We start from the raw sequence: 24,357 nt of genomic DNA on the forward strand, positions 1-24,357 counted from the left end.
CAATGCGATCGTTCATGAATTCACCTGCTTGAAAGCCCGCGTGGGGCACCAGAAGCTCGGGCGCGGCGAGGATCGCCCGCCGCGCGCCAGAAAAAGAGTCAGCGGCGTGCCGCCAGCGCGACCGTCGTCGTCACGACGACGAGCGCGAAAACCGCGCACGCGAGCCATTCGAGCGTGTCGCCGTCGTGGTACACGTCGACGATGTTGCCGAGCATGCGCGCGACGATCGTCGCCAGTATGCCAGCCGCGATGGCCGTCCAGATGCGCCCCGCCGGAGCGTGCACGACGCGTCCCGCGCGCCGCAGGGGATGCAGCCACCAGCCCGCCGCGCCGATCACCGCGCCGAGAAAAATCAGCCCGATCCAGCCCATCAGCAGCGTCGCTTGGTTGAAGCCGGTTCTCGGGGAAGCGGAGCGTTTCGGTTGATGGGCATGGCTTTGCGCGGCTCTCGACGGGACGTAGCGGTTGAGTTTAGGGGCCGGATAAAGGGAGCGCAACACTCCGGTGCGCAAGTTTGAAAAACAGAAATAAGCGAATCCTTGAGCCGATATGCGAGTTTTCTGAATTTCAACGGATCGACCGAATGATAAAATGTTTATTCCGGTTTCGCTTTTATTTATTGGACAGATAAAACATGCAAAAAGCGAAATTAACATCCTCTTTGATTCGCTGAACCTATTGCTCACCAACCGGTTTAACGAAGCAGCGATGAAAGCATTATTTTTCCTATGATCGAAATTAATCCGATTTCCCTGCGCGGCCTCGAAATAATCATGACATATCGCGGTTCAGGACAGGAAAGGCGCGATAACCTGCGCGGCGTGCTGCGTCACTTGGGGCGCACCTATTCGGATTATCGGATCTGGCTGATCGAGGCTGACGCTGCGCCTACGTTCAACTGGAGCGAACTCGGCGATTCACGCATCCGGCATATATTCGTGCACGACACTGGGCCATTTCCGAAGGCAAGGCTGGTCAATCTCGGGGCGCTCGTCGCTAGAAGCCCGATTATCTGCATGCACGACGCTGATATGATCGCCAATCCGCATATGATGAGAGGATGTGTGGATTCATTGATGGACGGCGATAGCAGCGACGTCCTCTGTCCTTTTTCCCGCGTATTGAATGTTTCAGGCGATCGCCGCCAATCTTTCATCGAATCAGGCAATTTCGACGAATTCGCGCCATTCATGGATGGCGACTTGCCCGAGGATATCAACGTGCTGTACGCGAACACGCCGGGCGCGATCAATCTCTTCAAGCGCCCGGATTTCATTCGTATCGGCGGTCTCGATCCGCAGTTCACGGGCTGGGGCGGTGAGGACGACGATCTGTTCGTGCGCGCCGCGCGGCTCGGTTTGCGCTGGCATTCGCTCACCGGCCCGGCCTCTTCGCTATTTCACCTGAATCACGACTCTGCTCATCGCTTTGACATCGTCGCGGACGATAAGAGCGCGAAAAACCGCGAGATGGCGCGTCAGACCAGTGAGATGCCCATCGAAGATCTGCAGGCGCGCGCCGCCGAACTGTCGAAGTACTTCGGCTGACGCCGCGGCGTTCCGTCCCACTTCGGCGGGCGAACGACGCCATCGTCAAGCTGCGTAAGCTTTTGCGCCTTCCCCGGGCCGCTCGCGCCCCAAATGCCACCTATAAATGAACAAATGCGCAAAACGCTATAATATTGGGCTATCTGAAAGGCCATCGGCTTAGGCCCAAAGCATCAGCCCAAAACAATGCAGCTCCTCACGATCGGAATCAATCACCACACTGCGCCTGTCGCCCTGCGCGAACGCGTGGCGTTTCCGCTCGAACAACTGAAGCCCGCGCTGGGCGCGCTGAAGGACATCTGGCTGGGGCCGCTCGCGAAGGCGTCGCCGGAAGCGGCGATTCTTTCGACCTGCAATCGCACCGAACTGTACTGCGCCACCGACGACGCCGCCGCCCGCGAAGCCGCGATCCAGTGGCTCTCGCAGTACCACAACATTCCCGTTCCCGAACTCGCGCCGCACGTCTACGCGCTGCCGCAGTCCGAAGCCGTGCGTCACGCGTTTCGCGTCGCGTCCGGACTCGACTCGATGGTGCTCGGCGAAACGCAGATCGTCGGGCAGATGAAAGACGCGGTACGCACCGCATCGGAAGCCGGCGCGCTCGGCACGTATCTCAACCAGTTGTTCCAGCGCACCTTCGCCGTGGCGAAAGAAGTGCGCACGACGACCGAAATCGGCGCGCAGTCCGTGTCGATGGCCGCCGCCGCCGTGCGTCTCGCGCAGCGCATCTTCGAGAACATTTCGAGCCAGCGCGTGCTGTTCATCGGCGCGGGCGAAATGATCGAGCTCTGCGCCACGCACTTCGCCGCGCAGAATCCGCGTGAGCTGGTCGTCGCGAACCGCACGGCCGAGCGCGGCGAGAAGCTCGCCAGCCGCTTCAACGGCCGCGCGATTCCGCTTTCCGAACTGCCCACGCGCATGGCCGACTTCGACATCATCGTGTCCTGCACGGCGTCGACGCTGCCGATCATCGGGCTGGGCGCGGTCGAGCGTGCGGTGCGCGCGCGCCGCCATCGGCCGATCTTCATGGTCGATCTCGCCGTGCCGCGCGACATCGAGCCGGAAGTCGGCAATCTTCAGGACGTGTTCCTCTACACCGTCGACGATCTCGGCGCGATCGTGCGCGAAGGCAATGCGTCGCGCCAGGCGGCGGTCGCGCAGGCCGAATCGATCATCGAGACGCGTGTCGCGAATTTCATGCAATGGCTCGATGCGCGCAGCATCGTGCCGGTCATCCGCCACATGCACACGCAGGCGGACGCGCTGCGCCGCGCCGAACTCGAACGCGCGCGCAAGATGCTCGCGCGCGGCGACGATCCCGCCGCCGTGCTCGAAGCGCTCTCGCAGTCGCTCACGAACAAGCTCATTCACGGCCCGACGCACGCGCTCAACCGCGCGAGCAGCGAGGAGCGCAGCCAGCTCATCGATCTGATGAGCGGCTTCTACCGTCACGGCTCGCCGTCCGATCCGTCGAATTCGTCGGACCGTTAGCGGCCACCTCTTTGCTATTCTCAAAGGCTGCCCGCGGCGCGCGCGGCGGCTTTCCCCGATCGCAGTAATCTCTGACGCCCAGCGCGTCATCTCCGTCCGATGAAAACGAGCATGCAAAGCAAGCTCGACCAGCTTGCAAAACGGCAGGTCGATCTCAACGAACTATTGAGCCGTGAAGACGTGACTTCCGATATGGATCAATATCGGCGGCTCACACGCGAACACGCGGAAATCAGCCCGATCGTCGATCAGTACGCGCTCTGGCGGCAGGCCCTGACCGACGAAGCCACCGCGCAGGAACTGCTCTCCGATCCGTCGATGCGCGATTTCGCCGAAGAGGAAATCGGCGAGGCACGCGAGCGCATGACGAAGATCGAAAGCGATCTGCAAACCATGTTGCTCCCGAAAGATCCGAACGATGACCGCAACATCTTCATCGAAATTCGCGCGGGCACGGGCGGCGACGAATCCGCGCTGTTCGCGGGCGATCTGCTGCGCATGTATCTGCGTTACGCGGAACGCAATCGCTGGACGGCAGAAACGATGTCGGAAAGCGTCTCCGATCTCGGTGGCTACAAGGAAGTGATCGTGCGGCTCGCGGGACAAGGCGCGTATTCGCGGCTCAAGTTCGAATCGGGCGGGCATCGCGTGCAGCGCGTTCCGGCGACGGAAACGCAGGGGCGCATTCATACGTCCGCGTGCACGGTCGCGGTGATGCCGGAAGCCGATGAAATCAGCGAGGTCGTCATCAATCCGGCCGATCTGCGCATCGATACGTTCCGCGCGTCGGGCGCGGGCGGGCAGCACATCAACAAGACGGATTCGGCGGTGCGCGTGACGCACTTGCCGACGGGCATCGTCGTCGAATGTCAGGACGACCGTTCGCAGCACAAGAACAAGGATCGCGCGCTGAAGGTGCTCGCCGCGCGCATCAAGGACAAGCAGTATCACGAGCAGCACGCGAAGGAAGCCGCGACGCGCAAGAGCCTGATCGGTTCGGGCGACCGCTCGGAGCGCATCCGTACGTACAACTTCCCGCAAGGCCGTATGACGGATCACCGCATCAACCTGACGCTCTACAAGCTCGAGTACATCATGGACGGCGATCTCGACGAACTCATCGGCGCGCTCGTGTCCGAGCATCAGGCGGAACTGCTCGCGGCGCTCGGAGAATCCGAGTGAGCGATGCCGCCGCATTGCTGCGTTCGTGCGCGCTGCCGCAGCTCGAAGCGCGCATCCTGTTGATGCACGTGCTCGGCTGGCGGCGCACGGAACTCATCACGCGCGATCGCGAGATTCTGCCGCAAGAAGCCGTCGCGCGTTTCGAAGCGCTCGCGGCAAGACGTCTGAACGGCGAGCCGATCGCGCAACTTACGGCCAAGCGCGAATTCTTCGGCCTCGACTTCGATGTCACGCCGGACGTGCTGATTCCGCGCCCGGAAACGGAATTGCTCGTGGAACTCGCGCTCGAAGCCATCGCCGATACACCGAACCCGCGCGTGCTCGATCTCGGCACGGGAACCGGCGCGATCGCGATTTCGATCGCGCATGCGCGTGCCGATGCGCGCATGTGGGCCGTGGATCGATCGGGCGCTGCATTGCAAGTCGCGCGAGCCAATGCCGCGCGTCTGCTGGACAAGAACACCGTCACGTTCATTGAAAGCGACTGGACCGCGAACATCGATCCGTCGCTGGCATTCGACACGATCGTCAGCAATCCGCCGTATATCGCGAGCGACGATCCGCATCTCCAACAAGGCGATCTGCGCTTCGAACCGCGCGGCGCGCTCACCGACGACGCAGACGGCCTGTCCGCGATCCGCGCGATCATCGAAACGGCGCCGTTTCTGCTCGCGGGCAACCGCACGCTGTGGCTCGAACACGGGTACGACCAGGCGGCCTTCGTTCGCGCGCTGCTCACGGCGCGCGGCTTTACCGACGTGCGCTCGGTGCGCGATCTCGCCGGCATCGAACGCTGCTCCGGAGGACGGTTCATCGCGAGAGCGGCGCGGCTCGAGTAATCGAAATCCGCTATCATTTCAAGAACTCTCACCGAAATCTCAAGCGCAGGAACGCCATGGATACGCAAGAACGCATCAAGCAAATCGTCGATCAAAACGCGGTCGTCCTCTTCATGAAGGGCACGGCGCAATTTCCGATGTGCGGCTTCTCCGGCCGCGCGATTCAAGTGCTCAAGGCATGCGGCGTCGATCAGATCAAGACCGTGAACGTTCTCGAAGACGACGAAATCCGCCAGGGCATCAAGGAATTTTCCAACTGGCCGACCATCCCGCAGCTTTACGTGAACGGCGAGTTCATTGGCGGTTCGGACATCATGATGGAGATGTATCAGTCGGGCGAACTGCAGCAGCTTTTCGCAGCCGCCTGAGCTTTTAATAAGTGAGCGCGCCCGCTGCCGCAAAACGACGGCTCATCGTCGCGATTACCGGCGCAACGGGCGCCATCTACGGCGTGCGTCTGCTCGAGACGCTGCGTCGGCTTTCCGGCGTCGAGACGCATCTGCTCGTATCAAGCGCCGGCTGGCTCAACATCCAGCACGAACTCGATCTCGACAAGGCCGCCGTCCACGCGCTCGCGGATGTCGTCCATAGCGTTCGCGATGTCGGCGCGACCATTGCGTCGGGTTCGTTTTCGACCGACGGCATGGTCGTCGCGCCCTGCTCGATGCGCACGCTCGCGAGCATCGCGCACGGCCTCTCCGACAACCTCATCACCCGCGCTGCCGACGTCGTCCTGAAAGAACGCCGCCGACTCGTGCTGCTCGTGCGCGAAACGCCGCTCAATCTCGCGCATCTGCGCAACATGACGGCCGTCACCGAAATGGGCGGCGTGATCTTTCCGCCGTTGCCTGCGTTCTATCAAAAGCCCGCGAGCATCGACGAAATGGTCGATCACACGGTCGCGCGCGTCATCGATCTTTTCGGGATCGCGCAGCCGGTCGCTTCGTCGTGGCAAGGTTTGCGCGGCGAAGACGATTGACAACACCTGCGACATAATTCGTTGCTCCGTCAGCCGTTTATTAACACGACTGACGGCATTACATTGACGGCATACCGCATAAGGAATTTGCCGCCATGAGCCGACTGCCTTCCGTCTTTGTTTCCCACGGCGCCCCGACATTGCCGATCGATCCGTCGATGCCGTCCGCCGAATTCACATCGCTCGGTAACACGCTGCCGCGTCCCCGCGCGATTTTGATGCTTTCCGCGCACTGGGGCACGGCGCAGCCGGTGGCGAGCACGGCTGAACGTCCGGAGACCATCCACGATTTCTACGGCTTTCCGCGCGCGCTGTATGAGATTCGCTATCCGTCGCCGGGCGCGCCCGAACTGGCGAAGCGCGCCGTCGCGTTGCTCGCCGCGCAAGGCATTCCTGCCGCGACGGCGGACCACGGGCTCGATCACGGCGCCTGGGTGCCGATGCTCCTGATGTATCCGGACGCCGGCGTGCCGATCGCGCAGCTTTCGATTCAGCCGAATCTCGATGCCGCGCATCATTTCCGCATCGGACGCGCGTTGCGAGATTTGCGCGATGACGGCGTGATGATCGTCGGTTCGGGGCAGATTACGCACAATCTGCGCATGGCGGATTTCGGCGCGCGCCCGGAAGATGCCGATCCACGCGTGTCCGAGTTCACCGACTGGTTCGAAAGCCGCATGGCCGAACGCGATATCGGCGCCCTGCTCGACTATCGCGCCCGCGCGCCGCATGCCGCGCTGATGCATCCGACCGACGAACATCTGCTGCCGGTGTTCAGCGCGCTCGGCGCGGCGTCGGACGAGTATCGGCTGGGCATTCAATCGCTCGGCACGTTCCAGCGCGCGCTCGCGATGACCAACTACATCTTCACCGACGACTGAGCGCAAAAAAGCCCGCCTGATCGCTCAGGCGGGCTTTGTCTTGCCGGTGCGAAACGCTTAGGCGCCCACTTCGTGAAGAATGTCGTCGCGGCTTTCGCGCTCGTCGAGATAGTTCGTGCGATATCCCGTGTGCACGCCCCAGTAATAGAAGATCAACGCGAGCACGGCGACCGCCGCCATGTCCCAGCCGTAAGGCAGCAAGCCGTTTCCGCCGAAGTCCTTGCTGCCGATCAGCGACATGACTGCCATCGACGGCAGATACGCCACCAGCCACCACGCCGCCTTCAGATCGCGGCCCCAGCCCGCAAATCCGACCTTGCTCTGGAAGTAGAAGTACACAGGCAACGCGACGACCATCAGCAGGATGATTTCGCCGGTCAGCGGCCACTTTGCCCAGAACAGCACCAGCGACGCGCACACGAACGCAAACGGCGCGATCACGCCCATCATCGGCAGTCTGAGCGGGCGATGGAGATCAGTGGCCGAGCGGCGCAGCGCCATCAGACTGACGGGGCCGGTGAGATATGAAATGACCGTCGCGACCGAGATCACCGCCGCGAGCGAACTCCAGCCGCGGAAGAAGAACAGGAACACGAACGCGACGAACAGGTTGAACCACATCGCGGGGCGCGGCACGCCGTAGAACGGATGCACGACGCCGAAGATCTTCGGCATCGTGTTGTTGCGCTCCATCGCGTAGATCATGCGCGTGGTCGTCGCCATGTAAGTCGTGCCAGTGCCGCTCGGGCTCACGAAAGCATCGACGTAAAGCAGGATCGCGAGCCAGTTCAGGTTCAGCGCGAGTGCCAATTCCGCGAACGGCGACGCGAAGTTGAAGTGCGACCAGCCCTTCGCCACGTCCGCCGGATTCACCGCGCCGATGTACGCAATCTGCAGCAGCACGTAGATCACGAGCGCGAGCAGGATCGATCCGATCACGGCGAACGGCACGCTACGCGCCGGATTGCGCGCTTCGCCGGCGAGGTTCACCGGGCTCTGGAAGCCGTTGAAGCTGAACACGATGCCGCTCGTCGCCACCGCCGTCAGCACGGCCGGCCAGCCGTACGGCGCGAAGCTCGACGCGGTGCCGAGATTCTCCGAATGGAACCCGGCGATGATCAGACCGGCGATGGTCGCGCCCGGAATGAGGAACTTGAAGACTGTGATCGCGGAGTTTGCGCGCGCGAAGACCTTCACGCCCCAATAGTTCAGCATGAAGTACACGATCACGAGGAGCGCCGACAGGCCGAGGCCCATCGGCGTGAGCGACTCGTTGACGAACAGCGCGTGCGCCCAGTCATACGGCCACGTGCTCATGTACTGGATCGATGCTTCCGCTTCGATCGGAATCACCGACACGATCGCGATCCAGTTCGCCCACGCGCTGATGAAGCCGACGAGCGCGCCGTGCGAGTAGCGCGCGTAGCGCACCATGCCGCCGGATTCGGGGAACATCGCCCCGAGCTCGGCGTACGTTAGCGCGATCGCAAGGATCACCACCGCGCCGATGACCCACGCGACGATCGCCGCCGGTCCGGCGATCTTGGCGGCCTTCCACGCCCCGAACAGCCAGCCGGACCCTATGATGGAACCGAGGCCGGTCAACATGAGCGCCATCGGGCCGATATTTCTTTGTATCGAACTCTTCAATTCTCTCTCCAGTGTCTCGCGCAGCGCGCGCATCGCTTGCGGCCGGCAGAGCCGCGATCGCCGGCGAACGCGAGGAACATTCCCGGCGCGCCGGCGATGTCGGTGCAACCCTACGAAGGCGCGTAGTTTACCGGTTGCACCTTTCGAATTCAGTGCATACTGGAAAGAAAAAAATTGCCCCAAAGTTGTGTTTTCCACGTCATTAGCGGTCAAAATTGCAAGTTTCGTAAGCGTTTGTTACGCATCCCAAAAAAATCCCTTCAGAGTTGTCGGATATTAATTGACCGCGAAATGGTTTCGCCGTATAAAGCTTCTTGCAGGATTTCAAGTGGCGAGTGAATTGGTTCTTTCGAGTTCGCCATCACGGTACTCCGGTTGGTCCCATTGCCCCTTCCTTGATTTTCCGCACCCCTGGGCTTCGGCCTTATTCATCTTTTTTTTGGAACAAGTAACATGGAAACCGGTACCGTCAAGTGGTTCAATGACGCAAAGGGCTTTGGCTTCATCACTCCGGATGGCGGCGGCGAAGATCTGTTCGCGCACTTCTCGGAAATCCGCATCGAAGGCTTCAAGACGCTTCAGGAAAACCAGAAGGTTTCCTACGAAGTGAAGACGGGCCCGAAGGGCAAGCAAGCCGCGAACATCAAGCCGGTCTAAGCTCCTTAGCACCCGCGAGAATTCGTAACGAAAAACCCCGCTTCGGCGGGGTTTTTTGTTTTCTGCGTTCGCTTCGCTGCGTGTGTCACACGAAGACGCGCTGCGCGTAGATGCCGAGTCCCTTCGCCACGCTCGCCAGGCGATCGCCGAAGACCGGCTTCGCGGCGGGAAACGCCGCCGACAGCGCTTCCGACAAAAATCGCAGCCCCGTCGTGCCGCCGGTGAAATAGATGGCGCCGACATCCGCCGGAGCCACGCCCGCGCGCTTGAGCGTCTCCTGCGCCGCCTCGACGATCCGCCGTGTTTCGTCCGCGCCCGAAGCGATCAGTTGCGCTTCGTCGAACGCGACGCGCAGCGCTTCTTCCACCTCTTCCATGTCGATTTCGGTCGTGCCGCCCGCAGCGACCTCGATCTTCGCTTCTTCGGCGTGTGCGGTCAGCGCGTGGCCGAGCCGGCGATACACCACGCGCATCAGACGATCGTGATGGCGCGCGTCGGTGTAGAGATGACGCATCAGTTGCAGTTCGCTCACGCGCTTGGGCGTGTACACCGTGTTGATCAGATGCCACGTCGCCAGATCGAAGTACACGGGGCTCGGCACTTCGCGGCCCTTCGGATCGAGCGACTGGTAGCCGAGTTCGCGCAGCACGGTCGCGAGTTCGACGCGCCGGTCGAAATCCGTCCCGGCGACGTGCACGCCATGATGCGCGAGCACGTCGTCCTTGCGCTCTAGATTGCGAGCGCGCTGCGGACCGACGCGCACGAGCGAAAAGTCCGACGTACCGCCGCCGATATCCGCGACGAGCACGAGACCTTCCTGCGACAGTCCGGCTTCGTAGTCGAAGGCCGCGGCGATCGGCTCGTACTGGAAATGGATCTCGCGCAAGCCGACCGCGTGCGCGCACGCTTCGAGCTGCTTTTGCGCGAGAAGATCGGCGCGCGGATCGTCATCGACGAAAAAAACCGGGCGTCCGAGCACCGCGCGCGTGAGCGGCTCTGCAGCGAGCGCCTGCGCCTTCTGCTTCAGATGCTGCAGGAAGAGCGTGATGACGTCGGTGTACTTGATGGCGGAGCCGTCGCCGAGGTCGGTGCTGTTTTCCGCGAGCGGCGAGCCGAGAATGCTCTTCATCGAGCGCATCAGGCGGCCGTCGAAGCCGTCGATGTACGCTTCGAGCGCCGCGCGGCCATAGGACTGGTTATTCTCGTCGGTATTGAAGAAAACGGCGGTGGGCAGCGTGGTCGCCTCACCTTCGACGGGCGCCAGCCGGATCGACGAGCCGTCCGGCACAGCCACCGCAGAATTCGACGTGCCGAAATCGATCGCGCAATAAGTCATGGGCATCGGCGGCGCGGAAAGCGCCAGATTCAAACATGGACGGCGTTTTTAACACGTTCCGCAAGGCGCATCAACCGCGTTTCCGCTATTTTTAAACCATTGAGTTTATTCGATAAATGCGGAATGCGATTTGCTGGCCATGCGGCAATTTGTTCACTCTTCCGCGTGTGGAAACGCAGCGAATTCACACATTCGACGCATGAACGAAACCGCCGCGAAACAGGAGAAGCGCCCGGACGATTCCGTCAGCGATCGTCCGGACATCATTGGGACCGACCTACCCGGGCGACTCGATCGTCTGCCGTGGGGCCGCTTTCATACGCTGATCGTATCCGCGCTGGGCATCACCTGGCTGCTCGACGGCCTCGAAGTGACGCTCGCGGGCGCGGTCGCGAGCGCGCTGAAATCGAGTCCGGCGCTGCAGTTTTCCAACGCCGATGTGGGCATTGCGGGCAGCGCGTATATCGCGGGCGCGGTGCTCGGCGCGCTCGGTTTTGGCTGGCTCACGGACCGGCTCGGACGGCGCAAGCTCTTTTTCATCACGCTCTTTCTCTACGCGGCTGCGACCGCCGCGACCGCGTTCTCGTGGAATCTCGCGAGCTTCGTGCTCTTCCGCTTCCTGACGGGCGCGGGCATCGGCGGCGAGTACACCGCGATCAATTCGACGATTCAGGAGTTCACGCCCGCGCGCCTGCGCGGCTGGACCGATCTCGCGATCAACGGCACGTTCTGGATCGGCGCGGGCATCGGCGCGGCGGGTTCCATCGTGCTGCTCGATCCCGGCCTGCTGCCGCCCGACTGGGGCTGGCGCGCATGCTTTCTGATCGGCGCGGCGCTCGGACTCACGATTCTCTTCATGCGGATGTGGGTGCCGGAAAGTCCGCGCTGGCTCATCACGCACAATCGCGCGGATGAAGCGAAGCGGGTCGTCGAGGACATCGAGGCGCATTTCCGGCAGCATGGCGTCGAGGTTCCCGACACGCCCGTGAAGCTGCTACGCCTGCACGCGCGCGAAGAAACGCCGATCCGCGAAGTCGTGCACACGCTGTTCAAGGCGCATCGCAGCCGCTCGCTCGTCGGATTGACGCTGATGACCGCGCAGGCGTTCTTCTACAACGCGATCTTCTTCACTTACGCGCTCGTGCTGACCGATTTCTATCAGGTGCCGGGCGATCACATCGGCTGGTACGTGCTGCCGTTCGCCGCCGGGAATTTCCTCGGTCCGGTGCTGCTGGGCAAGCTTTTCGATGTGCTCGGGCGTCGCCGGATGATCGCGTTCACGTATGCGATCTCGGGCGTGCTGCTGACCGTGAGCGGCTGGATGTTCATGCACGGCATGCTCACGGTGACGACGCAAACCATCGCGTGGATGGTGATTTTCTTCTTCGCGTCGGCGGCGGCGAGTTCGGCGTATCTGACGGTGAGCGAAACGTTCCCGCTCGAAATCCGCGCCCTCGCGATCGCGGTCTTTTACGCGTTCGGCACCGCGCTCGGCGGCATCATCGGGCCGACGCTCTTCGGGCATTTGATTGACACGCACGAGCGCGGCGCCGTGTTCGTCGGCTATCTGATCGGCTCGTTGCTGATGATCGCCGCGGCGGTCGTTGCCGGAATCTGGGGCGTCGCGGCGGAGCGCAAATCGCTGGAGGACGTTGCTCGCCCGCTGTCGGCGGCGGACGAGCATTGAGCCCTATTAGTTGAACGCCTTGTCCCACGCGCCTTCGAAGGCGGTTTCGGCGAGCGTCTTACGCGCGCGCGGCGCGGCTTCGCGTTCGCGCAGGGCTTCGTCGAGCAGGCTCGCGTCGCCATGATGTCCGATCGCGATCATCGCGATGATCTCGACATCCGCCGGAATCGAGAACGCCTGACGGAACGCGTCGCGATCGAACCCGCCCATCTGATGCGTCGCAAGACCGAGCGCGTGCGCTTCGAGCACGAGCGCCATCGCGGCCGCACCGGTGTCGTAGGTCGCGGTGCGGTTGAGCTCGCCCTTCGGCGTGAGCGTCGAGGCCGTCACGCAGACGAGCAGCGGCACGCTCACGTTCCACTTCTGATTCGACGGCGCGAGCGTGTCGAACGCGCGCCTGAACGCGGCTTCGTCGCGCTGACGATCGAACGCGATGAAGCGCCACGGCTGCAGATTGTTCGACGACGGCGCCCAGCGCGCCGCTTCCAGCAGCCGATGCAACGTGGCGCGCTCGATCGGCGCATCGGAGAAAGCGCGCGGGCTCCAGCGGCCGGCGATCAGCTCGTGGATGTCGACATCGGTCGGAGCGGGTTTCATGCTCATGTTCGGTCCTCGTTGACTTGATGAGAGACAAACGGCGCGCATCGGCAACGATGGGCGCCGTTCGAGGCGACAAGGATAGCAAGCGCGCGCGTGCAGCGCGTTCGGAGATTCAGGTCGTGGCGACGCCCATCGACCGGCCCGCGCGATTGATGCGCAAGACCATCACGGCGGCGACGAGACACAGGCCGCCGGAGATCATCGTCGCGACGGTGTAGCTACCGAGGCTCGAGCGCAGCATGCCGCCACCGAGCGCCGCGAACGCCGCGCCGAGTTGATGGCCCGCGACGATCCAGCCGAACACGATCGGCGCCGATTCCTTGCCATAGACATCGGTCGCGAGGCGCACGGTCGGCGGCACGGTCGCGATCCAGTCGAGGCCGTAGAACACCGCGAACAGCGGCAGACCGAAGAAATCGATGCCGAACGCATACGGCAGATAAATCAGCGACAGCCCACGCAGCCCGTAGTACCAGAACAGCAGCACGCGCGCGTTGAAGCGATCGGAAAGCCAGCCGGAAAGCGTCGTGCCGAAAAGATCGAAGATGCCCATCGCGGCGAGCAGCGTCGCGCCCTGCACTTGTGTCATGCCGTAGTCGGAGCACATCGCGATCAGATGCGTGCCGACGTAACCGTTCGTGCTCGCGCCGCAGACGAAGAAGCTGAAGAACAGGAGCCAGAAATCGCGCGTCTTGCTCGCCGATGCGAGCGTGCCGAACGCGACCTTGATCGGGTTTTTCGGCGGCGGAAGCGCGCCGGGCGGCAAATCGGCCTTCTCGCCGACGGGACGCAGCGAAAGATCGGCCGGACGCTCGGGCAGCAGCCAGGCGACGAGCGGCAGCACGATCGCCGCCGCCGCCGCGACAACGAACACGACCGGGCGCCAGCCGTAATGCTCGGAAATCGACGCGAGGAACGGCAGGAACACGAGCTGTCCGGTCGCGGAGCTCGCGGTGAGAATGCCCATCGCGAGACCGCGATGCGTCGTAAACCAGCGATTCACGATCGTCGCCGACAAGGTCAGCGCCGCGACGCCCGTCGCGCTGCCGACCATCACGCCCCAGACGAGCACCATCTGCCACGGCTCGGTCATCATCGACGAGATGCCGACGCCCGCGGCCAGCGTCGCGATTGCGGCCAGCACGGTCGGACGCACGCCGAAGCGCTGCATCGCGGCCGCGGCGAACGGGCCAGCGAGACCGTAGAGCGCGAGGTTGATCGAGATCGCAAGCGAAATCGTGCCACGCGACCAGCCGAACTGCTTTTCGAGCGGCAACATCATGACGCTCGGCGTCGCGCGCGTGCCGGCTGCCGCGAGCAGCACGAAAAACACGATGCCCACCGCAATCCAGCCGTAATGTATCCGGCCGTTCAGCCGTCTCGCTACCCAATTCATCGCTGCTCCGTCAGGTTGGATTGTGTCTTGCGACGTTACCGCTCTGTCACATTAGAGTTGCGAGCTTAGTTACCGATCGGTAACATGTCAAGCATGCCGCAGAAATCATGAAGGAGCCGGCTTTGACACGATCCCTTTCCGACCCGCCCAGAAATCACGCGCGCCGAAGCGTGCGCACCGACGGCGCGACCGCGCAGGAGCAATTGCTCGACGCCGCGCAGGCGCTTTTCTATCGCGACGGCATCCGCGCGATCGGTGTCGATGCCGTCGTCGAGCGCGCGGGCGTCAACAAGATGAGCTTGTATCGGCAATTTGCATCAAAGGACGAACTCGTCGTCGCGTATCTGGAGCGCATGGACGACCGATTCCGGCAGCGCTTCGAGGCGAGCGTCGCGAAACATCCGGGCGAGCCGGCGAAGCAGCTCCTGCAGGCGCTGGAAGATCTGGTGAAGCGGGCGTCGTCGCCGGACTATCGCGGCTGCCCGTTCGTCAACATCGCATGTGAATTTGGCGATCCGGCGCATCCGGCGCGGCAGTCGGTCGAACGCAATAAAAGTTACCTGATGACGCGTCTTGTCGAGATTTCGGCGTCGGCCGGCGCGGATAATCCGGTGGAACTGGCGGAATCACTCGCGTTGCTGGTCGATGGCATCTACGCGACGAGCCAGACATACGGCCCCGGCTCGGGCCCGCTGCTCGCCGCGCCGCGCATCGCGCGCACGTTGATCGGCGCGGCGTGTTCCGCGCATCGCAAACAGGAAGGTTCATGACTGACAGCAGCACCCGCGACGACGTGATCGCGGCCACCCGGCACTGGCTCACCCGCGCGGTGATCGGACTCAATCTGTGCCCGTTCGCGAAGAGCGTGCACGTAAAAAAACAGATTCGTTACGTGGTGAGCGAGGCGCGCGACGTCGACGATCTGATCGTGGAATTGACCGATGAACTTCGCCTGTTGCGCGATACAGACCCTGAAAGCGTCGACACCACGCTTTTCATCACGCCGCACGCATTCGCCGATTTCACCGATTACAACGACGCGCTGTTCTTCGCCGAGCGCCTCGTCGATCAGCTCGGGCTCGCGGGCGAACTCCAGATCGCAAGTTTTCATCCGCACTATCGGTTCGAAGGCACCGCGCCTGACGATATCGACAACTACACGAATCGCGCCCCGTATCCGATCTTTCATCTTCTGCGCGAAGCGAGCATCGATCGCGCAGTTGCTGCGTTCCCCGAAGCATCGGAGATTTATGAGCGCAACATCGAAACCTTGCGCCGACTCGGACACGACGGCTTCGATGCGTGGATGATGGACAAATCCTGATCAAGGCGCGGACGCGAAGAAACGCTCACGCAATTCATCCAGTCCGAGCGTTTCGAGTACGTCAGACAGCCGTTGCGCGGGGCGGCCGCGTGGCAAGTCCTTGAACTGCGCGACGATGAGCTCGTTTTTCATCGAATGCTCCCAGCCGACGAGTTCCGTCACGCTGACCTGATACCCATGCGATTCGAGTTGCAGGCAGCGCAGCACGTTCGTGATCTGGCTGCCGAACTCCCGCGTGTGCAGCGGATGCCGCCAGATTTCCGTCAGCACGTTCTTCGAAAGCGCGTGTCCCTTATTCTTGCGCAGCACCGAAGCCACTTCGGCCTGACAGCACGGCACTACGACGATGTACTTCGCTTTCTTTTGCAGAGCGAACTGGATGGCGTCGTCGGTGGCGGTGTTGCACGCATGGAGTGCAGTGACGATATCGATCGAATCAGGTAGACGATCTGAATCAATCGATTCGGCCACCGACAGATTCAGAAACGACATCCCCGTAAACCCGAGGCGCTCCGCCAATTCCTCGGATTTGCTGACAAGCTCTTCGCGCGTCTCGATTCCAAAGATGTGTGACCGATCGCGCAGAGACTTGAAGAAGAGATCGTAGAGAATAAACCCGAGATAGGATTTTCCCGCGCCGTGGTCAACGAGTGATACGGCCCCTTGGCGCGAATGCACGTCGGCGAGCAGCGGTTCGATGAACTGATAGAGGTGATAGACCTGTTTCAGTTTGCGGCGGCTGTCCTGGTTCATCTTGCCGTCGCGCGTCAGTATGTGAAGTTCCTTCAGCAGTTCGATCGACTGCCCGGGACGAATCTCGTGTTTGGTGAAGGGGTCGGGTGTGCCCGGAGCCGGCGCGGAAGACTTCCTGGTCATCTTGAAGGTGTATCGAATAAAAAAAGCGGAGCATGTTCGCGCCGAATGTGCGCTAACCGCTGGTTCTGCCGTCTCAAAAGGGGAAGTTTACCCAAAAGCGCGAAGACGCTCTTGTTCCAGTACTGGCTGATCGGCCGATGCGTGGCAGCGGCACGCATGGAACAGATTGTGCATCGTCGGACAATGAGGCCTTTGAAAAGACGACACAGCGTGGCCTCGCGGCCGCGTACCGATGCAGCAAGCAGGAGCAACACGCAGTAGCAAGCCGCGCCTCGACACGTAGAGCGTCGTCACCCGCGCCTAACCTTGTTACGTAACACCTAACGCACAGCGCGGCGAATGCGACTCGCCGGCGCCATGAACATGAGAGGACGGCGATGGATGCGATCCCGGACAAGAAAGCAGAGAAACAATTTCAGGAGATGCTCGCGGCACTGACCGCGATGCCCGCGTGGAGTGAGAAGCAGCAGCTGGAACTGGAGATGGCCCGAGAGATTTCCGTGGAGATGCTGCGCCTCGCCGAGTCGATGCGCGACGGCTCCACCGATATCGAAACATGCCTGACGATGCTGAAGTACGCCAAGGTGATGGATTTCGTCCTGACGACGCTCGCCTCACGCCGGGATATCGCGCCGCAAACGCTGCGCGTCATCTTCAAGCTGGCTGGTCTGAAGGTCGATGAAGCCTATCCGGGCTGAGACGACTACGTTCTCGAAGCCGGTGCGCGTTCCGAGCGCGCGCCGGCGTCAGCTTTTGCGTCTCGACATGAGGCGCGCTGCGGAATGACGCATGTGCCGCTGCATTGCGGCGTGTGCTCTTACCGCATCGCGCGCCTCCAGCGCCTCGAGAATCTCGCGATGCTCGCCTAGCGCGGCCGCCCACGTTTCTTCCCCTTCGAAGTGCCCACGCAGCGTCGATGACAGCGGACTGTGCCGCTCGTCATACAGGCTGCCGACGGTGCGCACCAGCACGTCGTTGCCTGTCATTTGCGCGATTGCGATGTGAAACGCGCGATCGGCGGCCATCGGCACCTGGCCGTTTTCTACTTCGCGCGCCATCGTCTCGTACACTGCGCGCAGCGCCTTCAACTCTTTCGGTTTCGCGAAAGGCGCGACGCTCGCCGCGATCGCGCCTTCGATCACGCTGCGCGCGTTCATGATCTCGATCGGACTTTCGCCCAGTTCCGCTTCCGTCGCGGGCGGCTTGGCGGCCGGCGCCGCGACGATATACACGCCCGAACCCATGCGGATTTCGACGCGCCCTTCCAGTTCCAGCGCAACCAATGCCTCGCGCACCGACGGCCGCGATACACCGAGCGTCTGGGCCAGTTCGCGCTCCGACGGCAACCGTCCGTTCGGCGCGAAACCCTGTTGTTCGATCAGCCCGCGCAGCTTGTCGGCGATCTGTAGATAGAGGCGGCGCGTTTCGGCTGGTTTCACGTTCACGTGCTGGCTCCTGCTTTCGTCTCGGGGAAAACGTGGATTGTAATCAGTGGAAGGGTTGACGCGCCGTGCGACGGGTATTTGCCGTTCCCAGACTGCTTACAAGTGGCTTGACCAATTCCATTTCGAGACACTAGTATGCAATCCGGTAAGGCCAGGTGGGCCAATTTTTTTTGCGGCGATCTGGAACCGTTCCCACGATCTTCTTCACAAGCGCGCCCGACGATGAGCAATCCGATTCTTCAATTCGGCACGAGCCGTTTCCTGCAGGCGCACGTCGATTTTTTCGTGACCGTCGCGGCGCGCCACGATCCGGCGAAAGCGCTCGGCAAGATTACCGTCGTTCAGACGACGTCGAGCGCCGACAGTCGCGCGCGCGTCGACGCCCTGCGCGCGGCCGGACACTATCCGGTGCGTATTCGCGGCCGTCAGCGCGACGAAACCATCGATACCACCGTCGAGTGCGACTCCATCACCGAAGCGCTGCATGCGAACGAGGATTGGCCGCTGCTGATCGAACGCGTGAAGCGTGACGTGAAAGTGATCGTGTCGAATACGGCGGACGCCGGCTACGCGCTTTTCGATGAAGACACCGCCGGTCTGCTCGACGGTGCGCGCACGCCGCGCGGTTTCGCGGCGAAGCTCGCCGTGCTGCTGCACGCGCGGTTTCAGGCCGGCGCGCAGCCGATCACGCTATTGCCTTGCGAGCTCGTTTCGCGCAATGGCGACACGCTGCGCGATCTGGTGATCGGCGTGGCGCGCGGCTGGAACGTCGACGAAGCCTTCATCGACTATCTGAATAATGGCTGCGTGTGGGTGAATTCGCTCGTCGACCGCATCGTGTCGGAGCCGATCCAGCCCGTTGGCGCCATTGCCGAGCCTTACGCGCTCTGGGCGATCGAGCGTCAGGAAGGCATGGTGCTGCCGTGCGAGCACGAGGACATCGTCGTCACCGACGATCTCGCCCATTACGAGCGCCTCAAGCTCTTGCTGCTGAATCTTGGCCACACAATGCTCGCGCAGATCTGGCGCACGCGCGGCGGCGCGCCCGAGATGACCGTGCTCGACGCGATGCGCGATCCGGCCTACCGCGAGCCGCTCGAAGCGACGTGGCGCGACGAAGTGCTGCCGGTGTTCGCGGCGCTCGGCAAGGGCGACGTCGCAACCGAATATCTCGCGAACGTGCGCGACCGCTTCGAGAATCCGTTTCTCGTGCATCGGCTCGCGGACATCGCGCGCAATCACGACGAGAAGAAAGTCCGACGCTTTCAGCCCGTCATCGATCTCGCGCGCGAACTGCACCTCGATATCGAACAGAAGCGTCTCTCCGACGCACTCGCAGCCGCCTGAAAGAGCAGCACCAATTTCGAATCACGACGCGCCGCGCCGGCATCGCGGCGACGTCCATAAAGATGAAGTGCCGCCCCATTGAGGAGACAAAACGATGCGCAAAATGCGTTGGGTAGTGATTTTTCTGGCTTTTCTGGCTATCGCGATCAATTACATCGATCGCGCGAATCTAGCGGTCGCCGCGCCGCAAATCGAAAAGGCGCTCAACATCGGCCCGGCTGAAATGGGCTTTATCCTGAGCGGCTTCTTCTGGAGCTACGCGCTCATGCAGATGCCGTTCGGCTGGTTCGTCGATCGCGTCGGCGCGCGCATCGCGTTGCCGCTCGCGGTCGGCTGGTGGTCGGTATTCACCGCGCTCACGGCGGTCGCGACGAGCGTCGGCGGCATGTTCGGCTGCCGCCTGATGCTGGGTATCGGCGAAGCGGGCGCTTATCCGTCTTGCGCGAAGCTCGTGTCGCAATGGTTCACGAAAGCGCAGCGCGCATTCGCCACCAGCATTTTCGATTCGGGCTCGCGCGTGGGTTCCGCGCTGTCGATTCCGGTCGTCGCGTTCATCATCAGCTCGTTCGGCTGGGAAGCGTCGTTCATCATCACGGGCGTGATCGGCTTCGTGTGGATTCTCGGCTGGTTCCTGATCTACCGTAACAAGTCGAAGGGCGATCTGACGGGTGAAGCCGACGCCGCGCCGGTCCAACCGGTCGCGCCGAAGAACAAGGTGTCGTGGGCGTCGCTGTTCAAGTACCGCACGCTGTGGGGCATGATGCTCGGCTTCTTCTGCCTGAACTTCGTTATCTATTTCTTCATCACGTGGTTCCCGAGTTATCTCGTCCAGGCGCACGGCTTCTCGCTCAAATCGCTCGGCACGCTCGGCACGATTCCCGCCCTGATGTCGATTCCGGGCGGCTGGCTCGGCGGCTTCATCTCCGATTCGCTCTTCAAGCGCGGCTGGAGCCTCACCGCCGCGCGCAAGACCTGCATGGTCGGCGGCATGTTGATGTCGTCGGTCATCACGCTGTGCGCGTTCGTCGAAAACATCTATCTGATGCTCGCGTTCTTCGGCATCGCTTACGCGAGCCTCGCGTTCGCGGCTGCGTCGATCTGGTCGCTGCCGAGCGACGTCGCGCCGACGCCGGATCACGTCGCGTCGATCGGCGGCATTCAGAACTTTGCATCGAATCTGGCGGGCATCGTCATCACGACGTTCACCGGCGTGATGCTCGCGATCACCAAGGGCTCGTTCGTGATTCCGCTGTGCGTCGCGGGCGGCTTCTGCTTCCTCGGCGCGTTCAGCTATCTTGTTATTGTCGGCAAGATCGAACCGCTCAATCGCGCCGAAGAAGAGCGAGCCCGGCGCGACGACAGCCGCGCACCTTCCACGGTCTGAGACTAAAACCATGTCCACCACATCCACCGACCATGCGGTCATCCGTCTGCATCCCAACGACGATGTCGTGATCGCGACGCGTCAGTTGCTCTCCGGCGCGCGGATCGCGTCGGAGGATCTCGTCGTCGCGGGGCTGATTCCGCCGGGGCACAAGATCGCCACGCGCGATATCGCCGCGGGCGCGCCCGTGAAGCGCTACAACCAGATCATCGGCGTGGCGAAGGACGCGATCGCGCGCGGACAGCACGTGCACACGCACAATCTGTCGATGGCCGATTTCGCACGCGAGCACGAATTCGGTGTCGATCAGCATCCGACGCCGTTCGTCGACGAACCCGCGACGTTCATGGGCATTCGCCGCGAGGACGGCCGCGTGGCGACGCGCAACTTCGTCGGCGTGCTGACGAGCGTGAATTGCTCGGCGACGGTCGCGCGCGCGATCGCCGATCATTTCCGGCGCGACGTGCATCCGGAGGCGCTTGCGGACTATCCGAACGTCGATGGCGTGATCGCGCTGACACACGGTCTCGGATGCGGCATCGACATGCAAGGCGAAGGGCTCGGCATCTTGCGGCGCACGCTATCGGGTTACGCGGTGCATCCAAACTTTCATTCGGTGCTGTTCGTCGGCCTGGGATGCGAGACGAATCAGATTTCGGGCGTGCTCGAATCGAGCGGACTGAAGGACGGCTCGCATCTCAAGAGCTTCACGATTCAGGACAGCGGCGGCACACGCAAGACGATCGAGCGGGGCATCGCAACGGTGAAGGAAATGCTCGCCGATGCGAATCGTGTGCAGCGCGAACCGTTACCGGCGTCGCATCTGATCGTCGGACTGCAGTGCGGCGGATCGGACGGCTACTCGGGCATTTCGGCAAATCCCGCGCTCGGCGCCGCTGTCGACAAGCTCGTCGCGCATGGCGGCACGGCGATTCTTTCCGAGACGCCGGAGGTCTATGGCGCGGAGCATTTGCTGACGCGCCGCGCCGTGAGCCGCGAAGTCGGCGAAAAGTTGCTCGCGCGCATCAAGTGGTGGGAAGAGTACTGTGCGCGCAATGGCGCGGCGATGGACAACAATCCGTCGGCGGGCAACAAGGTCGGCGGATTGACGACGATCCTCGAAAAATCGCTCGGCGCGGTCGCCAAGGGTGGGACGACGAATCTCGTCGAAGTGTACGAGTACGCGCAGCACATCGATGCGAAGGGCTTCGTGTTCATGGATTCGCCCGGCTACGATCCGATGTCGGCGACGGGCCAGGTTGCGTCGGGCGCGAACCTGATCTGCTTCACGACCGGCCGCGGCTCCGCTTATGGCTGCGCGCCGTCGCCGTCCCTCAAGCTCGCGACGAACACCGCGCTGTGGGAGCGGCAGGAAGAGGACATGGATATCAATTGCGGCGGCGTGATCGACGGCTCCGCGACCATCGAACAGCTCGGCGATGCGATCTTCCAGATGATGCTCGACTGCGCGTCAGGCGTGGCGTCGAAGAGCGAACTGCATGGATACGGGCAGAGTGAGTTCGTGCCGTGGCAGGTGGGTGTTGTGACTTGAGTTTGTTGTTCGAGTGGTCTTCGAAAGGCGCACCGGTTTTGCCGATGCGCCTTTTTTGCGTCAGGCAGGTCCGAGGTCGATTTCGATCGACTTTTCGGGACAGTCGAACACCGTGCCATGAACCCGCACTTTGCATCATTCGCAAAATGGCTTGAGCGATTGCTTTCGCGGCAAACTTGCTGGCGTCGTCGCGCGTCATCGAAAACAATCGAATGCTGCGTCTCCGAACAGGATCGGCGCGATTGATCCAGCCGACGAACGGCTGCTTCGGCAGTACGACGGCAATAACTCGATTGCGATCAGCAGCGCATCGGATGACTTATGCGCGACTTCGTCGTTAATGCGGTGGATCAGACCGTGGCGGCGTGCTGCGCCATCATCTGCATCGCGACGGCTTCCGCCACTTCGATGCCGTCGATCGCCGCGGAATAGATTCCGCCAGCGTAGCCCGCGCCCTCGCCTGCCGGGTACAGGCCTTCAACGTTCATGCTCTGATAGTCGTCCTTGCGACGCACGCGAATCGGTGACGACGTGCGCGTCTCGACGCCGGTCAGCACGGCGTCGTGCATCGCGAATCCCTTGATCTTCTTGTCGAGCTCGGGCAACGCCTCGCGGATCGCTTCGATCACGTAATCGGGCAGTGCGGTGCTCAGATCGGTCGGCTTCACGCCCGGTTTGTACGACGGCGTCACGGAACCAAGCGATGTCGACGCGCGACCCGCGATGAAATCCCCGACGAGCTGCCCCGGCGCGGAGTAGTCGCCGCCGCCCAGTTCGAACGCGCGCTCTTCCCACTTTCGCTGAAACGCGATGCCGGCCAGCGGACCGCCCGGATAGTCTTCGGGCGTAATGCCGACGACGATGCCTGCATTCGCATTGCGCTCGGCGCGGGAATACTGGCTCATGCCGTTCGTCACGACGCGTCCCGGCTCCGATGTCGCCGCGACGACCGTGCCGCCCGGGCACATGCAGAAGCTATAGACCGCGCGCCCGTTGCTGCAGTGATGGACCACTTTGTAGTCGGCCGCGCCGAGCTTTTCGTGTCCCGCGAATTTACCGAAGCGGCTTCTGTCGATCACCCCTTGTGGATGCTCGATGCGAAAGCCGAGCGAGAACGGCTTGGCTTCCATATAGACGCCACGGTCGTGCAGCATCTCGAACGTATCGCGCGCGCTGTGACCGACGGCCAGCACGACGTGATCGCAGCGCAGCGTTTCGCCGGTCGAGAGTTTGAGCCCGCGCACCTTGCCGTTATCGATGTCGATATCTTCGACGCGCTGCTGAAACCGCACTTCGCCGCCGAGCTGATGGATCTGCGCGCGCATCTTTTCGACCATGCTCACGAGCCGGAACGTACCGATATGCGGGCGGCTCAGATAGAGAATGTCTTCCGGCGCGCCGGCCTTGACGAACTCGTCGAGCACTTTGCGGCCGTAGTGTTTCGGATCCTTGATCTGACTGTAGAGCTTGCCGTCGGAGAACGTGCCGGCGCCGCCTTCGCCGAACTGCACGTTCGACTCCGGATTGAGCTCGTTGCGTCGCCAGAGGCCCCACGTGTCTTTCGTCCGCTCGCGCACGGCTTTGCCGCGCTCGAGGATGATCGGCCGAAAGCCCATTTGCGCGAGGATCAAGCCGGCAAAAAGCCCGCACGGTCCCATGCCGATGACGACCGGACGCAGCATCGTCGACGACGCTGGTGCTTTCGCGACAAAACGATACGCCATGTCCGGCGTCACGCCGCAATGCGGATGTGGACGTGCTTCGAGGCGCTTCAGTACCGACGCTTCGTCTTGCAACTCGACATCGATGATGTATGTGAGTTTGATGTCGGCGCGCTTGCGGGCATCGTGTGCGCGACGAAAGACGTGGAAACTCACGAGTTCGTTCGCGGCAACGCCAATTTCCGCAAGACGCGCGAGCACTGCAATTTCAATGGCCGATTCGGGATGATCGAGCGAGAGCTTGAGTTCGCTTAGACGTAGCATGAGGACATCGACGGCGCGGGCCGCGTTTTTTTAAAATACGTAGAGAGGATTCTAACGCTTGAGCGGCGGATGCTTCGCTGCATCGCTACTGCGCCGCTCCAACGCAAAAACCCCACCTTTGCGGGGTGGGGTTTTTGTTTGGAGCATGAGGAGCCTGACGATTACCTACTTTCACACGGGAATCCGCACTATCATCGGC

General features: G+C 62.3%; 23 protein-coding genes. 15 read left to right on the forward strand and 8 right to left on the reverse strand.

What is annotated here, in order from left to right:
- Positions 1-98: 98 nt before the first annotated feature.
- Positions 99-371, reverse strand: a complete 273-nt coding sequence (locus AWB77_RS32475; protein ID WP_061138554.1) for a hypothetical protein — start codon at positions 369-371, stop codon at positions 99-101.
- 462 nt (positions 372-833) lie between these two features.
- On the opposite strand from AWB77_RS32475, the gene AWB77_RS32480 reads away from it, so the two are divergent.
- The 7 genes from AWB77_RS32480 (at position 834) to AWB77_RS32510 (ending at position 6,919) form a co-directional block, all read left to right on the forward strand.
- Positions 834-1,547, forward strand: a complete 714-nt coding sequence (locus tag AWB77_RS32480) for a galactosyltransferase-related protein (protein ID WP_244158727.1) — start codon at positions 834-836, stop codon at positions 1,545-1,547.
- Between the two features lie 186 nt (positions 1,548-1,733).
- Complete coding sequence (gene hemA / locus AWB77_RS32485; protein ID WP_061138556.1) at positions 1,734-3,038, forward strand: glutamyl-tRNA reductase; 1,305 nt, start codon at positions 1,734-1,736, stop codon at positions 3,036-3,038.
- A 99-nt stretch (positions 3,039-3,137) separates the two neighbouring features.
- Positions 3,138-4,220: a peptide chain release factor 1 gene (gene prfA, locus AWB77_RS32490; RefSeq protein ID WP_061138557.1), complete on the forward strand. Its 1,083-nt coding sequence runs from the start codon at positions 3,138-3,140 to the stop codon at positions 4,218-4,220.
- Positions 4,217-5,059: a peptide chain release factor N(5)-glutamine methyltransferase gene (gene prmC / locus AWB77_RS32495; protein ID WP_061138558.1), complete on the forward strand. Its 843-nt coding sequence runs from the start codon at positions 4,217-4,219 to the stop codon at positions 5,057-5,059. Before prfA ends, prmC begins: the two co-directional genes overlap by 4 nt.
- Positions 5,060-5,115: 56 nt before the next feature.
- Entirely contained in the window at positions 5,116-5,427 is a 312-nt protein-coding gene (grxD, locus tag AWB77_RS32500; protein ID WP_014192384.1) for a Grx4 family monothiol glutaredoxin, read from the forward strand.
- 11 nt (positions 5,428-5,438) lie between these two features.
- Positions 5,439-6,038, forward strand: a complete 600-nt coding sequence (locus AWB77_RS32505; protein WP_061138559.1) for a UbiX family flavin prenyltransferase — start codon at positions 5,439-5,441, stop codon at positions 6,036-6,038.
- Positions 6,039-6,133: 95 nt separating this feature from the next.
- Positions 6,134-6,919: a DODA-type extradiol aromatic ring-opening family dioxygenase gene (locus tag AWB77_RS32510; protein WP_061138560.1), complete on the forward strand. Its 786-nt coding sequence runs from the start codon at positions 6,134-6,136 to the stop codon at positions 6,917-6,919.
- 57 nt (positions 6,920-6,976) lie between these two features.
- Here the strand turns inward: AWB77_RS32510 and AWB77_RS32515 are convergent, their stop codons facing one another.
- Positions 6,977-8,569: an APC family permease gene (locus AWB77_RS32515; RefSeq protein WP_096031221.1), complete on the reverse strand. Its 1,593-nt coding sequence runs from the start codon at positions 8,567-8,569 to the stop codon at positions 6,977-6,979.
- Positions 8,570-9,022: 453 nt separating this feature from the next.
- On the opposite strand from AWB77_RS32515, the gene AWB77_RS32520 reads away from it, so the two are divergent.
- Positions 9,023-9,226 carry a cold-shock protein gene (locus tag AWB77_RS32520; protein ID WP_007000074.1) on the forward strand — a complete coding sequence of 68 codons (204 nt, stop codon included), beginning with the start codon at positions 9,023-9,025 and terminating at the stop codon, positions 9,224-9,226.
- Between the two features lie 85 nt (positions 9,227-9,311).
- On the opposite strand, the gene AWB77_RS32525 is transcribed toward AWB77_RS32520, so the two are convergent.
- Positions 9,312-10,562 carry an Hsp70 family protein gene (locus tag AWB77_RS32525; protein ID WP_061138575.1) on the reverse strand — a complete coding sequence of 417 codons (1,251 nt, stop codon included), beginning with the start codon at positions 10,560-10,562 and terminating at the stop codon, positions 9,312-9,314.
- A 199-nt stretch (positions 10,563-10,761) separates the two neighbouring features.
- Here AWB77_RS32525 and AWB77_RS32530 point away from each other — a divergent pair, with 199 nt between their 5' ends.
- A complete protein-coding gene (locus AWB77_RS32530) occupies positions 10,762-12,249 on the forward strand; it encodes an MFS transporter (protein WP_061138562.1) in 1,488 nt (495 codons plus the stop codon).
- A gap of 6 nt (positions 12,250-12,255) precedes the next feature.
- Here the strand turns inward: AWB77_RS32530 and AWB77_RS32535 are convergent, their stop codons facing one another.
- Entirely contained in the window at positions 12,256-12,852 is a 597-nt protein-coding gene (locus tag AWB77_RS32535; protein ID WP_061138563.1) for a nitroreductase family protein, read from the reverse strand.
- Between the two features lie 109 nt (positions 12,853-12,961).
- Positions 12,962-14,245: an MFS transporter gene (locus AWB77_RS32540; protein WP_061138564.1), complete on the reverse strand. Its 1,284-nt coding sequence runs from the start codon at positions 14,243-14,245 to the stop codon at positions 12,962-12,964.
- A 107-nt stretch (positions 14,246-14,352) separates the two neighbouring features.
- Between AWB77_RS32540 and AWB77_RS32545 the strand changes: the two genes are divergently transcribed.
- Both AWB77_RS32545 and AWB77_RS32550 read left to right on the forward strand, forming a co-directional pair.
- Positions 14,353-15,015, forward strand: coding sequence for a TetR/AcrR family transcriptional regulator (locus tag AWB77_RS32545; protein WP_061138565.1), 663 nt, complete (start codon positions 14,353-14,355; stop codon positions 15,013-15,015).
- Positions 15,012-15,569 (forward strand): DUF1415 domain-containing protein, encoded by a 558-nt coding sequence (locus AWB77_RS32550; protein ID WP_061138566.1) that lies wholly within the window; start codon positions 15,012-15,014, stop codon positions 15,567-15,569. The genes AWB77_RS32545 and AWB77_RS32550 overlap by 4 nt, the downstream gene beginning before the upstream one ends.
- Here AWB77_RS32550 and AWB77_RS32555 read toward each other — a convergent pair whose 3' ends face one another.
- A complete protein-coding gene (locus tag AWB77_RS32555) occupies positions 15,570-16,445 on the reverse strand; it encodes a class I SAM-dependent methyltransferase (RefSeq protein WP_061138567.1) in 876 nt (291 codons plus the stop codon).
- Between the two features lie 377 nt (positions 16,446-16,822).
- Here AWB77_RS32555 and AWB77_RS32560 point away from each other — a divergent pair, with 377 nt between their 5' ends.
- Entirely contained in the window at positions 16,823-17,143 is a 321-nt protein-coding gene (locus AWB77_RS32560; protein ID WP_061125643.1) for a hypothetical protein, read from the forward strand.
- Positions 17,144-17,191: 48 nt separating this feature from the next.
- Here AWB77_RS32560 and AWB77_RS32565 read toward each other — a convergent pair whose 3' ends face one another.
- Positions 17,192-17,890, reverse strand: a complete 699-nt coding sequence (locus AWB77_RS32565; RefSeq protein ID WP_061138568.1) for a FadR/GntR family transcriptional regulator — start codon at positions 17,888-17,890, stop codon at positions 17,192-17,194.
- A 222-nt stretch (positions 17,891-18,112) separates the two neighbouring features.
- Between AWB77_RS32565 and AWB77_RS32570 the strand changes: the two genes are divergently transcribed.
- From AWB77_RS32570 to AWB77_RS32580, 3 genes are all read left to right on the forward strand, one after another.
- Positions 18,113-19,237, forward strand: a complete 1,125-nt coding sequence (locus AWB77_RS32570; RefSeq protein WP_061138569.1) for a mannitol dehydrogenase family protein — start codon at positions 18,113-18,115, stop codon at positions 19,235-19,237.
- 94 nt (positions 19,238-19,331) lie between these two features.
- Entirely contained in the window at positions 19,332-20,621 is a 1,290-nt protein-coding gene (locus tag AWB77_RS32575) for an MFS transporter (protein WP_061138570.1), read from the forward strand.
- A gap of 10 nt (positions 20,622-20,631) precedes the next feature.
- Positions 20,632-22,173 (forward strand): D-arabinonate dehydratase, encoded by a 1,542-nt coding sequence (locus AWB77_RS32580; protein WP_061138571.1) that lies wholly within the window; start codon positions 20,632-20,634, stop codon positions 22,171-22,173.
- Positions 22,174-22,523: 350 nt separating this feature from the next.
- Here the strand turns inward: AWB77_RS32580 and AWB77_RS32585 are convergent, their stop codons facing one another.
- The gene (locus AWB77_RS32585) at positions 22,524-24,158 is read right to left on the reverse strand and encodes an NAD(P)/FAD-dependent oxidoreductase (RefSeq protein WP_061138572.1); all 1,635 of its coding nucleotides are present in this window, start codon (positions 24,156-24,158) and stop codon (positions 22,524-22,526) included.
- Positions 24,159-24,357 lie beyond the last annotated feature (199 nt).

The organism is Caballeronia fortuita, assembly GCF_001544835.2.
GTDB lineage: Bacteria > Pseudomonadota > Gammaproteobacteria > Burkholderiales > Burkholderiaceae > Caballeronia > Caballeronia fortuita.

Coding starts and splice junctions, on each gene's coding strand:
- AWB77_RS32510 (WP_061138560.1), top strand. CDS start 6,134: ATGAGCCGACTGCCTTCCGTCTTTGTTTCCCACGGCGCCCCGACATTG.
- AWB77_RS32575 (WP_061138570.1), top strand. CDS start 19,332: ATGCGCAAAATGCGTTGGGTAGTGATTTTTCTGGCTTTTCTGGCTATC.
- AWB77_RS32530 (WP_061138562.1), top strand. CDS start 10,762: ATGAACGAAACCGCCGCGAAACAGGAGAAGCGCCCGGACGATTCCGTC.
- AWB77_RS32555 (WP_061138567.1), bottom strand. CDS start 16,445: ATGACCAGGAAGTCTTCCGCGCCGGCTCCGGGCACACCCGACCCCTTC.
- AWB77_RS32535 (WP_061138563.1), bottom strand. CDS start 12,852: ATGAGCATGAAACCCGCTCCGACCGATGTCGACATCCACGAGCTGATC.
- hemA (WP_061138556.1), top strand. CDS start 1,734: ATGCAGCTCCTCACGATCGGAATCAATCACCACACTGCGCCTGTCGCC.
- AWB77_RS32580 (WP_061138571.1), top strand. CDS start 20,632: ATGTCCACCACATCCACCGACCATGCGGTCATCCGTCTGCATCCCAAC.
- grxD (WP_014192384.1), top strand. CDS start 5,116: ATGGATACGCAAGAACGCATCAAGCAAATCGTCGATCAAAACGCGGTC.
- AWB77_RS32545 (WP_061138565.1), top strand. CDS start 14,353: ATGAAGGAGCCGGCTTTGACACGATCCCTTTCCGACCCGCCCAGAAAT.
- AWB77_RS32540 (WP_061138564.1), bottom strand. CDS start 14,245: ATGAATTGGGTAGCGAGACGGCTGAACGGCCGGATACATTACGGCTGG.
- AWB77_RS32525 (WP_061138575.1), bottom strand. CDS start 10,562: ATGACTTATTGCGCGATCGATTTCGGCACGTCGAATTCTGCGGTGGCT.
- AWB77_RS32475 (WP_061138554.1), bottom strand. CDS start 371: ATGGGCTGGATCGGGCTGATTTTTCTCGGCGCGGTGATCGGCGCGGCG.
- AWB77_RS32585 (WP_061138572.1), bottom strand. CDS start 24,158: ATGCTACGTCTAAGCGAACTCAAGCTCTCGCTCGATCATCCCGAATCG.
- AWB77_RS32550 (WP_061138566.1), top strand. CDS start 15,012: ATGACTGACAGCAGCACCCGCGACGACGTGATCGCGGCCACCCGGCAC.
- AWB77_RS32520 (WP_007000074.1), top strand. CDS start 9,023: ATGGAAACCGGTACCGTCAAGTGGTTCAATGACGCAAAGGGCTTTGGC.
- AWB77_RS32570 (WP_061138569.1), top strand. CDS start 18,113: ATGAGCAATCCGATTCTTCAATTCGGCACGAGCCGTTTCCTGCAGGCG.
- prfA (WP_061138557.1), top strand. CDS start 3,138: ATGAAAACGAGCATGCAAAGCAAGCTCGACCAGCTTGCAAAACGGCAG.
- AWB77_RS32560 (WP_061125643.1), top strand. CDS start 16,823: ATGGATGCGATCCCGGACAAGAAAGCAGAGAAACAATTTCAGGAGATG.